The sequence below is a fragment of the Acinetobacter sp. WA-87 genome, assembly GCF_039938935.1.
In the GTDB taxonomy this organism is placed as follows: Bacteria; Pseudomonadota; Gammaproteobacteria; order Pseudomonadales; family Moraxellaceae; genus Acinetobacter; species Acinetobacter seifertii.
The window spans coordinates 254,465-269,752 of the sequence record NZ_JBDUVF010000005.1 but is presented as its reverse complement, the minus strand read 5'-3'; the positions used below and the strand labels follow the sequence as shown (position 1 = coordinate 269,752).

Genomic DNA, 15,288 nt, shown 5'->3' with positions numbered 1-15,288 from the left:
CACTGGTGCTGTGATGTCTGCTGAAACCACGCCCGTACCTGGCAATGAGGTATTGCCTGCCGGGTCTGTCGCAGTTGCAGTCACTGTTTGACCATCTGTCAAATCACCTGGGTTCGGCACTGACCAGCTACCATCTGGACCTGCAACCACAGTTGCTGTCGTGCCATCCGGGAAGGTCACCTTAACCGTAGAACCCGCTTCTGCTGTCCCTGTCACTGGATCTGTTGCATTGATCGGATCAAGTACCGGCGCATTCGGTGCTGTCGTATCTACTGTATAAGTTTGTGTATCGTTAACACTGCTGCTGTTACCTGCCGCATCTGTAAACGTTACTTTGGCATCTATCGTTTTATCTGCATCTGCAACCAGACCACTACCCGGTACACTTACACTCCATGTCCCCGCTACTTTATCGACAGTTGCTGTATACGTAACCCCATTAATTACAACAGTTACGACCGTATTCGCCGCATCTGATGAAACATTTTTCAATACACCTGTAACAGTAACATTACCTGATGCTTCTGAAGCATTAATGACATTGTCAGCGGTTACTGAATCTATTGTAAAATTAACTCCATCTGTACTTGGAGCAACTGCATCTACAATACCTGTACCTGGTAACGATGGGTTACCAGCAGGGTCTGTTGCCACTGCTGTAACTTTATCACCATCTTTAAGATCACCTGGGTTCGGCACTGACCAGGTACCATCTGGACCTGCAACAACAGTTGCTGTCGTGCCATCTGGGAAGGTCACCTTAACCGTAGAACCTGGCTCTGCTGTCCCTGTCACTGGATCTGTTGCATTGATCGGATCAAGTACCGGCGCATTTGGTGCTGTCGTATCTACTGTATAAGTTTGTGTATCGTTAACACTGCTGCTGTTACCTGCCGCATCTGTAAACGTTACTTTGGCATCTATCGTTTTATCTGCATCTGCAACCAGACCACTACCCGGTACACTTACACTCCATGTCCCCGCTACTTTATCGACAGTTGCTGTATACGTAACCCCATTAATTACAACAGTTACGACCGTATTCGCCGCATCTGATGGAACATTTTTCAATACACCTGTAACCGTAACATTACCTGATGCTTCTGAAGCATTAATGACATTGTCTGAAGTAATAGGATCAACTGAAAAAGTAACACCATTTGTGTTTGGAGGAGTAGTATCCGCAGGATTTGAAGAATCATTGCTACTATTGGACGCAGCAGCAATAATACCACCCGCAACCAAAGGTATGGCTGCCAACAACCATGGATTCAAACCAGCATCGTGATAAAGTAACGGCTCAATTGAAGAAATAGGCTGATAAATAACATCAGATACTAGCGCTTGAGGAGCTTCTGCTGGTAATGCTGCTGGTAAATCCTCACCTAACAGGGCCTGCGGTTCCACATCGCTGTCAGCATCCGCATCTGCATCGCTGTCTGCATCCGCATCATTTTCAGCATCTTTAAATTTTGCCCAAATCAACTGTCCATTCTGGTCTTGGAAAACAAGACTATTGTCAGCAGGTTCAGCTGTGCCACTAAAGAAGTCTTCAATAACAATAGTTTCGCCATTTTTAAGACGAATTACTGCATTGGTACCCTCCCTATTCACTACTAATACATCACTAGCAGCTACTTTTACCAATACCACCGAAGCTTCTGAGAGTTTGGCAGAAGTCCCTTTTATTGTTGACAAGGTATTATGACTTTCCTTGGCAATAATTTGTATTTCAGGCATATCTATATTCCTTTTATATTATTGATTTAAATGATTTTATGATAATTTTTTTCACTTAACGTTTTTGAGTTTTTTGACCTACAACTTAAAAACATTAAGTAATGTGATCATTTTTACATTAACCACTTTAAAATAAAAAAAACAAATACTAAAGTCCTCAAAGAAAAAAAACTAATTAATACAAATTTTATATAAATAAAATTCTCGTTCTTATTCTTATAATTTTAAATAAACATAAATTAAATGTTTTATATATAAAACAAATTTAGCTTTTAATTATTGAAAGTTATCTCAATTCAAATCTTTATATAACAACCTTTAATATTTAAACAAAATAAAATATATTATTAATGATATATATAGAAAAAAAATGGCCTTAGTGAATATTTTATTATTACACTAAAGCCATACTTTTTAATTAAATGCACTTTTAAGTTGTTCTAAAAATTGTCAGGGCTTTCAAAGCGTTTTACTTCTTGTAACTTATTTGGATCATGCATAGTTGCAATACCATCTTCAGTTTTTTGATCAACAATAACATCTGGATTAAAGATTGTGATTGTTTCTCTTCCCAACGCATCTTCTCCAACTACATATTGAAAACCACGGCGGTTCATTTTATGACATAGTTTTTGATAAAAACCTTTAAGCCCTTCCTTTTCTTCATTTGGATTATAATAAAAGGCATTCATTACCGCTGGTAAGCCCAGACCACACACTACACCAGATAATAATACGCTAATAAAGGTGTATCCAATGAGAATACTACTATAAGGGCTAAGCGCGGGAATATTTGCAACTGCTAAAATTAAAGCAAGTGAAATGCCTCCCCGAACCCCTCCCCAAGATAAAATGGTTAAACTACCATTGTAACTTTTGGTCTTTCGCATTGTTGGAAAGAAGGCAAAAGACATAAAGTTTGCCGCAAAACGCGAAATATGCAGAATAAGGAAAGCAACAATTCCACCCAAAATCAGACTAAAGTTTAAATCTAGAATAAATAATTCAAGACCAATTAAAGTAAATAAGAATGAATTGATAATTCCTTCTACTGTATGCCAAAAATGGTTAACTTCTCTAATCTCACGTTCTTCACGAATTTCTTTCCATTTATTTCCAACAATTAACCCCCCAATCACACAAGCAATTGGTGCAGATGCATGGGCGAATAAAGCCACCAGATATGCGCCACTGGCCAGCAATGCCGTCGTTAAAATCAAGGATTCCATTTCGTGCTTACCACGTAATAGACGTAATGTTCCTATACCAAATGCCCATCCAATACCAATGGCAACCACAATTTCATAAAGTAAAGCTTCCAACGTTGCAACTAATGAAAAATGTTCACCCTGTAAAACATTAAGTAGTGTCATAAATAATGCAATACACATCGCATCATTAAATAAAGATTCGCCTTCTAATTTCACAATAAGATGATGGGGTGCCCGAATCGAACTTAAAACGCCCTTAATACCAATGGGGTCTGTTGCACCCAAGGCAGCACCTAATAACAGAAGAACCAATATTGGTACATGATGACCAATCAACAATTGGAAACCATAAAGTAAACCACCAAACAATACTGCGCAGATAACGAGTGCAATCGTTGCTAAAATACTAATTTGTTTCCAATAACTTCTTAAATCTGAAATTTTAAATTTAAGTGCTGAAGATGTCAGAATAAAACAAATAACGCCATTAATTAAAAAGTCATAGAAATCAATATTTCGAACTGCATTTTCAATGTTATGAATATTAATGCTAATGAACTGATTACCATTTAACAGACTGGCGCCCCATTGCAAAATGAAGACAAAAATTGCAGAAACAAGAGGTACGCCAATCGCTTGAGGAAAGCCTAAAATACGCTTATTGAATATTGTGGTTGCAATTGATAAGGCAAATACAACCGTAAATGCTTGTAATAAGAAAAAATTACCCATGAACACCCTTCTTCTGGGTCAATGACCAAATAAAAACCTAGACAGCTAAACTGAACAGAGCGAGAAAATGGGCACTTCATGTGCGCCCAAACAATTAAAAATAGAATATAAGTTTAACGAATTACGCTAAGCACTATAGCAATCAGTTAAATTTCTTAACATTAATTATGAATCAGAGAGATTATGAAAAGATGAGCTCACATGAACCTATGGCAAACTCATCTTTGTAGTTCAAATAGAGTTATTAAAAGTATCGCATTGATTAATATCACCTGACTTTAAGCCCACTTGAAACCAATGCATCCTTTGCTCACTGGTGCCATGGGTAAAACTATCAGGCACAACTTGACCTGTTGCACGTTTTTGTAAATAGTCATCACCAATTTTTTGAGCAGCATCCATTGCTTCTTCAACATCGCCCGCCTCTAAAAACTGAGTACGCTGTTGATTATGATTTGCCCATATACCTGCTAAACAGTCAGCTTGTAACTCTTGACGAACAGATAACTGATTACCTTCTTTCTGACTGACTTGCGAACGAGCTTGTTGCACTTGCGAAGAAATACCAAGCAAGGTTTGAACATGATGGCCCACTTCATGCGCAACAACATAGGCTTGTGCAAAATCACCTGCCTGATCTTGGCGAGAGAGCTCTGATTTATTTTGCTCCCCCGAGATACCCATTTGCTCACGCATATCTTTAAAAAATTCAGTATCAATATAAACTTTCTGGTCAGCCGGACAATAAAAAGGTCCCATTGCAGATTGAGCAGTACCACAACCTGAGCTAGTCATTCCACTAAATAAAACTAAGGTTGGCGGCGTATAAGTTTTACCTAACTGTTTAAATATAGGTGTCCACGTATCTTCTGTATCTGCTAATACTGTCCCAACAAAATCTGAAGCTTCTTTTTGCTGAGGTGTTAAAGTTTGCGGTGCAGTTTCATTTGATTGTTGTGAAGCAGTAACCTGCTGCGTTGCCTGATAGGCCATTTGTGGATCAACGCCAAAAAATTTCCATGCAACAAATGCTACGACCAAACCAATAATACTAATACCACCTGCTTTAACACCGCCCCCACCTCGACGGTCCTCAACATTGGTGCTGACTCTACGATCTCTCCAACGCATAATTTCCCTCTTATTTTAGAATGGCATCAAGAGTTCGATGCTTTTTTAGGCCAAATTTTTTGTATTAAACTTACGATAAGTAATACAACTGCACCAGCAATCATTCCTATCACAAAGTTCATCAATGTTGGTGTTAAAGCACCAATAATATTTCCGACCGCAGGTATAGTTTCTAAATGATCGACCGTATCTTCAGTAATATGATGAAGTAAAGGAATCGTATGGTTAATAATCCCTCCACCTACTAAAAACATTGCAATAGTTCCAACAATAGAAAGTAACTTCATCAAAAGAGGAGCAAAAGCAAGTAATCCACGCCCTAATGTTTGTTTGAAAGAAGCAGCTTGTTTTGTTAAATATAATCCTAAATCATCAATTTTAACAATCACACCAACCAAGCCATAAACACCTAGCGTCATCACGACAGCAATAATGCTAAGTACACTTATTTTTGTCATTAAAGCAGCAGTAGCAACCGTACCTAAAGAAATAACAACAATTTCAGCAGATAAAATAAAGTCAGTTCGAATAGCTCCTTTTACTTTCTCTTTTTCAAAGGCTTCTAAATCTAACTCTTCATTATTAAACTCTTTTTCTGCTTCTTCAGAGGTCGAAGCTTTTTTATGCATGATGGTATGAAGAACCTTTTCAACACCTTCATAACATAAAAATAAGCCACCTAGCATCAATAGCGGGTTAATCAGCCAAGGAGCAATCACACTAATTAATAAAGCCAAAGGTACTAAAATAAGCTTATTAACTAATGAACCTTTAGCGACTTTCCACACAATAGGCAGTTCACGATCAGCCCGCACACCTGTTACCTGTTGTGCATTTAAAGCCAAATCATCTCCCAAAACACCAGCAGTTTTCTTTGCTGCCATTTTGCTCATTAAAGCGACATCATCTAAAATTGTTGCAATATCATCTAGTAATAAAAGTAAGCCACTTGCCATTTCTTATCCAAGTTTGTATTTATCTGGCTATTGTAAGATGAAATATTCTAATTTCTGTAATTTTACTGAATAAATTCACAATATTATTTTAAGAAAGTTTAACCAATCGCTGACGAAAAAATTTTATTTCCCGTACAATAATGCCAATCTTTATATTACAGGGCTTACTATCCCTGATTAAGCCAATACGATAGTGGAATAAATAATGAGTAATGTTGATCAGCGTCCAATTATTTTGACAGGCGACCGCCCAACCGGACAACTTCATCTTGGGCATTTTGTCGGTTCTTTGCGTTCACGTGTAGGTTTACAGGATAGCCATCATCAACATCTCTTATTAGCAGATGCACAAGCCCTAACTGACAATGCAGATAACCCAGATAAAGTACGTCGCAATATTTTGGAAGTTGCTCTAGATTATTTAGCTGTAGGTATTGATCCGACTAAAACCACGATTTGCGTACAGTCATGTTTACCAGCATTGAATGAGCTTACAATGTTATATCTTAACTTTGTAACTGTAGCTCGTTTAGAACGTAACCCAACCATCAAATCTGAAATTCAAATGCGTGGTTTTGAGCGTGACATTCCTGCTGGTTTCCTTTGCTACCCTGTTGCACAGGCTGCTGATATTACAGCTTTTAAAGCAACTGTAGTACCAGTGGGTGAAGATCAGATTCCAATGATTGAACAAACCAATGAAGTGGTCCGTCGTGTGAATCGCCAAATTGGTCAAGACCTTTTACCTGAATGTAAAGCTTTACTTTCTAATATGGCTCGTTTACCAGGTTTTGATGGTAAAGCGAAAATGTCTAAGTCATTAGGCAATACCATTGTTTTAAATGCTTCTGACAAAGACATTAAGAAAGCTGTAAATGCAATGTACACAGACCCAAATCACCTTCGTATTGAAGATCCAGGTCAAGTTGAAGGAAACATTGTATTTACTTATTTAGATGCATTTGATCCAAATAAAGAAGAAGTTGAAGAATTAAAAGCGCATTATCGCCGCGGTGGTCTTGGTGACGGTACTGTTAAAAAACGTCTTGAAGGTGTGTTAAAAGAATTAATTACACCTATTCGTGAACGCCGTGAAGAACTTGCTAAAGATCCTGATTACATTATGGATGTTTTACGTCAAGGTACTGACAAATGCAGAATCATTACTCAACAAACTTTAGATGAAGTTAAAGATGGCTTAGGCTTATTTAAGTTTTAACTCTAGAGTAAACATATAAGTAAAAAGCCCTACGGGGCTTTTTTTTATAATTACATTAAGATTCAATAGTTTAAAATTTTACATTGTTAATATATTTATAATGATTCACATGCACTTACCCTTTTAACGTGAAGTAACACTAATTAACGCGAACCTTAATGAAGAAATATTAAACCTTAACTAATATAGCTCAAGTAGGTTGATATGAACCTCACGACATTTCTCCTTAAGCCGAAACTGTTTTTAACAGATTCGTTGTTCTACGCAGTGATCACCCCAATCATTGCGTATTTTTTTGTCTTTTTTTAGCCTTATTATTTCTTATTTCATTTTATGCTACTTTTCAATGATGCAAAAAAATACCGCATCATTTTTCAGATGCGGTATTTTTTTAAAGATTTAAGGAAGCTATTAAGCTAAACCTTTCTCTTTTAATACTTGCAACATAGTTGAACCAAGCTCAGCTGGGCTACGAGTGTAAGCCATACCTGCTTTTTCAAATGCAGCAAATTTCTCTTCAGCAGTACCTTGACCACCAGAAATGATCGCACCAGCGTGACCCATACGCTTACCTTTAGGAGCAGTTACACCAGCGATGTAACCTACTACTGGCTTAGTCACGTTAGATTTGATGAATTCAGCAGCTTCTTCTTCCGCTGTACCACCGATCTCACCGATCATGATGATTGCATCAGTATCTGGATCGTCTTGGAACAATTGAAGAGCTTCAATTTGGTTCATACCTGGGATTGGGTCACCACCAATACCGATACAAGTAGACTGACCTAAACCAAGCTTAGTTGTTTGAGCAACCGCTTCATAAGTCAATGTACCTGAACGTGAGATAATACCAATACGACCTGGTTGGTGGATGTGACCAGGCATAATACCGATCTTACATTCACCCGGAGTGATCACGCCTGGGCAGTTAGGACCAACTAAACGAGTACCGTTACCGTTAGTTTCTAAATAACGTTTTGCTTTAAGCATGTCGATTGTTGGAACACCTTCAGTGATCACAACGATTAGGCCAACACCTGAATCAACCGCTTCAACGATTGAGTCTAAAACGAATGGAGCTGGTACATAGATTACAGATGCATCTGCATTTGTTTCACGTACAGCTTCTTTCATTGTGTTGAATACTGGTAAGTCAAGGTGAGTTGTACCACCTTTACCTGGAGTAACACCACCAACAACTTTTGTACCGTAGTCTAAAGCTTGTGCAGAGTGGAAAGTACCGTTTTTACCAGTAAAACCTTGTACCAATACTTTAGTGTCTTTATTAATTAATACGCTCATGATTGATACTCCCCTTACGCTTTAACTGCAGCTACAACTTTTTCTGCGGCATCAGACAAACCGTTCGCAGAAATTAATTTCAAACCAGATTCATCAAGTAATTTAGCACCTAACTCAGCGTTGTTACCTTCTAAACGAACAACAACTGGAACAGTTACGTTTACTTCTTGAACCGCTGCAATAATTGCTTCAGCAATCATGTCACAACGTACGATACCACCGAAGATGTTGATTAAAACACCTTGTACAGATGTATCAGCAAGGATGATTTTAAACGCTTCGATTACGCGCTCTTTAGTTGCACCGCCACCAACGTCAAGGAAGTTTGCAGGCTGACCACCATAAAGTTTAATGATGTCCATAGTTGCCATTGCAAGACCAGCACCGTTAACCATACAACCGATGTTACCTTCTAAAGCAACATAGTTAAGATCAAATTCAGATGCTTTTAATTCACGCTCATTCTCTTGAGATTTGTCACGTAAAGCAGCAACTTTAGGTAAACGGTAAAGCGCGTTAGAGTCGATACCTACTTTCGCGTCTACACATAAAATTTCGCCATTTTCACGAACTGAAAGTGGGTTAATTTCAAATAAAGCAAAATCGTTTTCAACAAATGCTTGGTAAGCAGCTGTCATGATTTTTACGAATTGACCGATTTGTTTGTCTTTCAAACCTAAAGCAAACGCAACTTCACGTGCTTGGAATGGTTGTAAGCCAACTAATGGATCAACTTCAACTTTGATAATTTTTTCTGGAGTTTCTTCAGCAACTTTCTCGATTTCTACACCACCTTCTGTAGAAGCCATGAAAGTAATACGACGGCTAGAACGATCTACAACCGCGCCCAAGTAAAGCTCACGCTCAACTGGATATACGTCTTCAGCAACAATGATGCTGTTTACTGGTTGACCATTTGCATCAGTTTGATACGTTACAAGACGAGTACCAATGATATTGTTTGCAAATTCGATAACATCTTCTTTAGATTTTGCAACTTTAACGCCACCAGCCTTACCACGACCACCAGCATGAACTTGCGCCTTCATTACAGCGAATTTACCACCAAGCTGTTCAAATGCAGCAACTGCTTCGTCTGCATTGGTTGCCAAGATACCTTCTTGTACCGGCATACCATATTCTTTCAATAACGCTTTAGCTTGATACTCATGTAAGTTCATTTAGTTACCTACTTAACTTTGTTTGTTGTCTTCAATTTGCGCAACATTCTCATGTTGTATATGCAAATTGCTGTCTACGTCTATCAACTTGATGATTTTTTAATCACACCATCGAATGTGAAAAAGAGCGGAGAACCGCTCTTTAATTTTATTTACGCTTACGTTGAATCGCGTGAATTGCACGACCATCTACAGCAAGTGCAGCTTCATGAACAACTTCAGAGAATGTTGGGTGACCAAAAGTCATCAACTGAAGATCTTCAACTGAAGATACAAATTCAAGAGCGATCATACCTTGGTGAACGATATCAGATGCTGCAGGTCCAATGACATGCATACCTAATAAACGGTCAGTTTTTGCATCAGCAACGAACTTAACAAAACCTGCGCCTTCACCAGCCGCTAAAGCACGACCATTTACAGCAAAACCGAATTGACCAGTTTTTACTTCATGACCTTTTTCTTTAGCTTGCTCTTCAGTTAAACCTACCCACGCCGCTTCAGGGTGTGTATAGATAACAGAAATGATTGTGTCATAGTTCACTTGAGCTGCATGGCCGTGAATACGTTCAACAGCCATTACACCTTCTTCCATTGCTTTATGAGCAAGCATTGGACCACGAACCAAGTCACCAATCGCGTATACACCTTCTACAGAAGTTGCACAGTGATCATTTACTTCAACTAAACCACGTTCAGTTAATTTAATGCCTGAATCTTCAGCCAATAAACCTTCTGCATATGCTTTACGGCCAACACAAACGATTAATTTGTCAAAAGTTTGAGTTTTTTCTTCGCCACCTTGAGTGTATTTAACAGTCACTTCACGACCATTAACTTCAGTGCCAGAAACTTTAGCACCAACGCGAATATCAAGACCTTGCTTAGTTAAAAGCTTTTGGTATTCTTTTGCCAAAGCTTTATCAGCCATTGGCAAGAATGCATCCATTGCTTCAAATACAACAACTTCAGCACCAAGACGACGCCATACTGAACCAAGTTCTAAACCGATTACACCAGCACCAATCACACCTAAACGCTTAGGTACTTCTGGGAAGTTTAATGCGCCAGTTGAATCAACAATAATATCTTGATCTACAGGAGCTACAGGAATATTTACAGGCACAGAACCAGACGCAAGAATTACGTATTTAGGTTCTAAAACTTGAGTTTCACCTTCATGAGAAACGAACTCAACTTTTTTACCAGCAAGTAATTTACCTGTACCTTTTAACCACTCAATACCGTTGCCTTTAAGCAATTGATCGATACCGCCAGTTAATTGGTCAACAATTTTGTCTTTACGAGCAAGAAGTTTTGCAAGATCGAAATTCACTTCACCAGTTGTAATACCGTGATCAGCTAAGTGATGCACTGTATCTTCATAACGATGAGAAGAATCAAGCAAAGCTTTAGAAGGGATACAACCTACGTTTAAGCAAGTACCACCTAAAGAAGGCTTACCGTTGTGAATACGTTTTTCAATACAAGCGACTTTGAAACCTAGTTGAGCAGCACGAATCGCAGCTTCATAACCACCAGGACCACCGCCGATGACAACAAGATCAAATTGTTGAGACATTTTTATCTCCATAAACCAGGATAGAGGATCGCTCTACCCTGGTAGGTATTTATTCGAAGAAATTAAAGATCAAGGATGAGTTTAGCTGGCTCTTCTAACAATTCTTTGATTGCAACTAAGAAACCTACAGCTTCTTTACCATCGATCATACGGTGGTCATAAGAAAGCGCTAAGTACATCATTGGCAAGATTTCAACTTGACCATTTACCGCCATAGGACGCTCTTGGATTTTGTGCATACCCAAGATACCAGTTTGCGGTTGGTTCAAAATAGGAGTTGAAAGCAATGAACCGAAAGTACCACCGTTAGTGATTGTGAAAGTACCACCAGTCATTTCTTCGATAGATAATTTACCGTCACGTGCTTTACCAGCATAAGCAGCAATACCTGCTTCAACTTCTGCATAGCTCATACGGTCAGTATCACGTAATACTGGAACAACAAGACCACGATCAGAAGATACTGCAACACCGATGTCATAGTAACCGTGATAAACGATATCGTCGCCATCAATTGAAGCATTTACAGCTGGGTAGCGTTTAAGCGCTTCAGTTGCTGCTTTAACGAAGAATGACATGAAGCCTAAACGAGCACCATGACGCTTTTCGAAAGCATCTTTATATTGCTTACGCAATTCCATGATTGGCTTCATGTTAACTTCGTTAAATGTAGTTAACATTGCAGTTTCTTGAGTTGCAGCGAGAAGACGCTCAGCAACACGCTTACGTAAACGAGTCATTGGAACACGTTTTTCGATACGCTCACCAACAGCAACACTTAACGGAGTAACGTTAGCAGCTGGTTTAGTTTGATGGTTTGCAACATCTTCTTTAGTGATACGACCACCACGGCCAGTACCTTGTACGTCAGCAGCAGCAATACCAGATTCAGTTAAAGCTTTACGAACCGCAGGAGCTTGATCAGATACAGTTTCTGTACGTTCAACAACAGGAGCTGCACCAGCTTGAGTTTGAGCAACTGCTTGTTCTACTGCAGCAGGAGCAGCAGCCGCTGCACCAGCACCAGCTTCGAATTGAGCAATAACTTCGTCAGAAAGAACTGTATCGCCTTCACCTTTAATGATTGCAACCAAGCTACCATCTGCAGGAGCAACAACTTCTAAAACAACTTTGTCGGTTTCAATATCACAGATTACTTCATCACGTGATACAGGTTCACCCACCTTTTTATGCCAAGTTGCGATGGTGCCATCTGCAACAGACTCTGGGAATACCGGTGCTTTAATTTCGGTTGCCATTATTGAGAATCTCCTGATTGTTCAGCTTCGATTGCCAATGCATCATTAATTAGCTGAGCTTGTTGTTTTGCATGCAAGTACGGTGAGCCACAAGCTGGTGCAGCAGAAGCTTCACGACCTGCAAAACTGATACGGATTTGTTTGCCAGATTTTAAGATATCGTCATATAAACGCGGTGCAATAAATAACCATGCGCCTTGGTTCTTCGGCTCTTCTTGTGCCCAAACGAGTTCTTTCACATTTGGATAAGCAGCCAAGATTTCCGCAAGACGTTGCTCTGGGTATGGATACAACTGTTCAATACGTACGATTGCAACATTAGTTAAGTTTTGTTCACGACGTTTTTCGAGTAAGTCGTAATAAACTTTACCGCCACAAAGTACAAGACGAGTTACATCTGACTTGTTAATTTGATCGATTTCGTCAATTACAGTTTGGAATGAACCATTTGCAAGCTCTTCTAAAGTAGAAGTTGCAAGTTTATGACGAAGTAAAGATTTTGGTGACATTACGATCAATGGCTTACGAATTGGGCGTACAGCTTGACGACGTAATGCATGGAAAATCTGTGCAGGTGTCGTTGGAGTGATCACTTGCATGTTATCTTCAGCACATAACTGTAAGAAACGTTCTAAACGAGCTGAGGAATGCTCTGGACCTTGACCTTCGAAACCATGTGGTAACAACATTGTTAAACCACAAACACGTTCCCACTTAGTCTCACCAGAAGCAATAAACTGGTCAATCACAACTTGAGCACAGTTTACGAAGTCACCAAATTGTGCTTCCCAAATAATCAAGCTCTTAGGAATTGTAGTTGCGTAACCATATTCGAATGCAAGAACTGCTTCTTCAGATAATAAAGAATCGTAAATCGCAAAACGTGGTTGGTTCTCTTTAACATGACAAAGTGGAATGTAAGTTGAACCATCAGCTTGGTTATGCAATTTCGCATGACGGTGTGAGAAAGTACCACGACCCACGTCTTCACCAGTAATACGAACTAAATAGTCTTCATCTAATAAAGTTGCATAAGCTAAAGTTTCTGCTGCACCCCAGTTCAAAGGAGTTTCACCAGTTTGCATTTTCACGCGATCTTCAATTACTTTTTGAACTTGACGCTGCATTACAAACCCTTCAGGAAGTTTGCTCATGCCCTCGCCTAATTCTTTAAGGCGGTTCAAATCGAATGAAGTATCCCAATCGTCTGTGTAGTCATGGCCCAAATATGGAGTCCAATCAACAAACATTTTGGTATTTGGTTCAAGAATCAATGCGTTTGCTACATGATTACCCGCTTCTAAGTCAGAACGGTAATCTTCAACCATTTGATCCGCTTCAGCACGATCAAGTACTTTCTGTTGTACAAGTTGATCAGCATAAAGTGTACGAGTAGTTGCTTTCTTCGCAATTACTTGGTACATCAATGGTTGTGTACCAGATGGTTCATCTGCTTCGTTATGGCCACGACGGCGATAACAGAACAAATCGATAACAACATCTTTACGGAATTCGTGACGGAAATCATGTGCTAATTGAGTAGCAAAGATAACTGCTTCAGGATCATCGCCATTTACATGGAAAATCGGCGCCTGAATCATTTTAGCAACGTCTGTACAGTACTCTGTAGAACGCGCATCACGCGGATCAGAAGTTGTGAAACCAACTTGGTTGTTCACAATGATATGAACCGTACCACCAACCGTATAGCCACGAGTTTGTGACATTTGGAAGGTTTCCATGTTCACGCCTTGACCTGCAAATGCAGCATCACCATGAACAATAACTGGTAATACGTCATCACCGCCGATGTCTCTACGACGTACTTGACGTGCGCGTACAGAACCTTCAACTACAGGACCAACAATTTCCAAGTGAGATGGGTTAAATGCCAATGCCAAGTGAACTTCGCCACCTGGAGTCATTACATTACTTGAGAAACCTTGGTGGTATTTAACGTCACCTGAACCTTTCTTATGAATTGATTTACCTTCGAACTCACCAAATAAGTCCGCAGGGTTTTTACCCATAATGTTAACAAGAAGGTTCAAACGGCCACGGTGTGGCATACCGATAACAACTTCTTTACAACCTACAGCACCAGCACGCTGGATAATCTCATTTACCATAGGAATAAAAGATTCGCCGCCTTCCACACCAAAGCGTTTAGCGCCGACGTATTTATTACCAAGATATTTTTCTAGCCCCTCAGCAGCAGTTAAACGCTCTAAGAAGCCTTTCTTTTGATCATTTGAGTAATTGAACTTACCACGGGCACTTTCAAGACGTTGTTGAATCCAACGCTTTTCTTTTGTGTCCACGATATGCATGTATTCAACACCGATTGAACCACAATAGATCGCTTCCATTGCTTCAATCATTTCAGCAAGAGTTGCTTCACTCTTACCAATCTCAAGATTGCCTGTGTTGAATACTGTGTCTAAATCTGATTTGGTTAAACCATGTGCTGAAAGATCTAAATCAGGAATATCTTCACGCTTAGCAAGACCTAATGGATCTAATTTAGCTTTTTGATGTCCGCGATTGCGATAAGCAGCAATAAGTTGTAAAACGCCAATTTGACGACGCTCATGCTCAGTACTTACAGTACTTTGTACAACAGGTTGAACACGGTTAGCATTACGTCCTAGTAATAGGAATTGCTCACGCACAGCGCTGTGTGGTTGGTCACCTTTTGGATATTTATCGAAATATTGGCGCCAGTCCTCAGCTACAGAGGTTGGGGAAGTCAGGTACTGCTCGTAAAGTTCTTCAATATACGCTGCACTATCAGCGGAAAGTTCAGTGTCAAGACGCAATGCGTCAGCAACTTCTTGCATTTGTGGACCCATTTCCTATTGCAAAAAATATTACAGGCTGCCTTTTAAGCACACCCATGATGCATAATGTCAAATCGGTAAAAATGACACTACTTACCCAACAGGTCTTTACGACCATGGGGCGTCATACTACCT

Annotated in this window: 10 protein-coding genes; 1 reads left to right on the top strand and 9 read right to left on the bottom strand. The window is 39.5% G+C overall.

All coding sequences use genetic code 11. The annotated features are described in order from the left end of the window. From ABFY81_RS15495 to ABFY81_RS15480, 4 genes are all read right to left on the bottom strand, one after another. Positions 1–1,740, bottom strand: a 1,740-nt coding sequence (locus ABFY81_RS15495; protein WP_347914107.1) for an Ig-like domain-containing protein, incomplete at its 3' end; no start/stop codon positions are given. Between the two features lie 440 nt (positions 1,741–2,180). After that, positions 2,181–3,683 (bottom strand): cation:proton antiporter, encoded by a 1,503-nt coding sequence (locus ABFY81_RS15490; protein ID WP_004705905.1) that lies wholly within the window; start codon positions 3,681–3,683, stop codon positions 2,181–2,183. Between the two features lie 231 nt (positions 3,684–3,914). Beyond that, a complete protein-coding gene (locus ABFY81_RS15485; RefSeq protein ID WP_134263115.1) occupies positions 3,915–4,814 on the bottom strand; it encodes a neutral zinc metallopeptidase in 900 nt (299 codons plus the stop codon). Positions 4,815–4,840: 26 nt separating this feature from the next. Next, entirely contained in the window at positions 4,841–5,770 is a 930-nt protein-coding gene (locus ABFY81_RS15480; RefSeq protein WP_019457178.1) for a DUF808 domain-containing protein, read from the bottom strand. A gap of 205 nt (positions 5,771–5,975) precedes the next feature. Here ABFY81_RS15480 and trpS point away from each other — a divergent pair, with 205 nt between their 5' ends. Then, positions 5,976–6,989, top strand: coding sequence for a tryptophan--tRNA ligase (gene trpS / locus ABFY81_RS15475; RefSeq protein ID WP_004705897.1), 1,014 nt, complete (start codon positions 5,976–5,978; stop codon positions 6,987–6,989). 411 nt (positions 6,990–7,400) lie between these two features. Here trpS and sucD read toward each other — a convergent pair whose 3' ends face one another. The 5 genes from sucD to ABFY81_RS15450 all read right to left on the bottom strand — a co-directional run bounded on the left by sucD (position 7,401) and on the right by ABFY81_RS15450 (position 15,153). Further along, on the bottom strand, positions 7,401–8,291 hold the full coding sequence (gene sucD, locus ABFY81_RS15470; protein WP_000114637.1) for a succinate--CoA ligase subunit alpha: 891 nt from the start codon (positions 8,289–8,291) through the stop codon (positions 7,401–7,403). A 14-nt stretch (positions 8,292–8,305) separates the two neighbouring features. Further along, positions 8,306–9,472, bottom strand: coding sequence for an ADP-forming succinate--CoA ligase subunit beta (sucC, locus tag ABFY81_RS15465; protein WP_001048573.1), 1,167 nt, complete (start codon positions 9,470–9,472; stop codon positions 8,306–8,308). Between the two features lie 148 nt (positions 9,473–9,620). Beyond that, the gene (gene lpdA, locus ABFY81_RS15460) at positions 9,621–11,054 is read right to left on the bottom strand and encodes a dihydrolipoyl dehydrogenase (protein WP_002051272.1); all 1,434 of its coding nucleotides are present in this window, start codon (positions 11,052–11,054) and stop codon (positions 9,621–9,623) included. A gap of 62 nt (positions 11,055–11,116) precedes the next feature. Further along, on the bottom strand, positions 11,117–12,313 hold the full coding sequence (gene odhB, locus ABFY81_RS15455; RefSeq protein ID WP_004705895.1) for a 2-oxoglutarate dehydrogenase complex dihydrolipoyllysine-residue succinyltransferase: 1,197 nt from the start codon (positions 12,311–12,313) through the stop codon (positions 11,117–11,119). Next, complete coding sequence (locus ABFY81_RS15450; protein WP_068936437.1) at positions 12,313–15,153, bottom strand: 2-oxoglutarate dehydrogenase E1 component; 2,841 nt, start codon at positions 15,151–15,153, stop codon at positions 12,313–12,315. The genes odhB and ABFY81_RS15450 overlap by 1 nt, the downstream gene beginning before the upstream one ends. Positions 15,154–15,288 lie beyond the last annotated feature (135 nt).

What these genes read in the sequence shown, in the direction of transcription:
- odhB (WP_004705895.1), bottom strand. Translation starts at nt 12,313, where the DNA reads ATGGCAACCGAAATTAAAGCACCGGTATTCCCAGAGTCTGTTGCAGAT.
- sucC (WP_001048573.1), bottom strand. Translation starts at nt 9,472, where the DNA reads ATGAACTTACATGAGTATCAAGCTAAAGCGTTATTGAAAGAATATGGT.
- ABFY81_RS15485 (WP_134263115.1), bottom strand. Translation starts at nt 4,814, where the DNA reads ATGCGTTGGAGAGATCGTAGAGTCAGCACCAATGTTGAGGACCGTCGA.
- lpdA (WP_002051272.1), bottom strand. Translation starts at nt 11,054, where the DNA reads ATGTCTCAACAATTTGATCTTGTTGTCATCGGCGGTGGTCCTGGTGGT.
- ABFY81_RS15490 (WP_004705905.1), bottom strand. Translation starts at nt 3,683, where the DNA reads ATGGGTAATTTTTTCTTATTACAAGCATTTACGGTTGTATTTGCCTTA.
- ABFY81_RS15450 (WP_068936437.1), bottom strand. Translation starts at nt 15,153, where the DNA reads ATGCAAGAAGTTGCTGACGCATTGCGTCTTGACACTGAACTTTCCGCT.
- sucD (WP_000114637.1), bottom strand. Translation starts at nt 8,291, where the DNA reads ATGAGCGTATTAATTAATAAAGACACTAAAGTATTGGTACAAGGTTTT.
- ABFY81_RS15480 (WP_019457178.1), bottom strand. Translation starts at nt 5,770, where the DNA reads ATGGCAAGTGGCTTACTTTTATTACTAGATGATATTGCAACAATTTTA.
- trpS (WP_004705897.1), top strand. Translation starts at nt 5,976, where the DNA reads ATGAGTAATGTTGATCAGCGTCCAATTATTTTGACAGGCGACCGCCCA.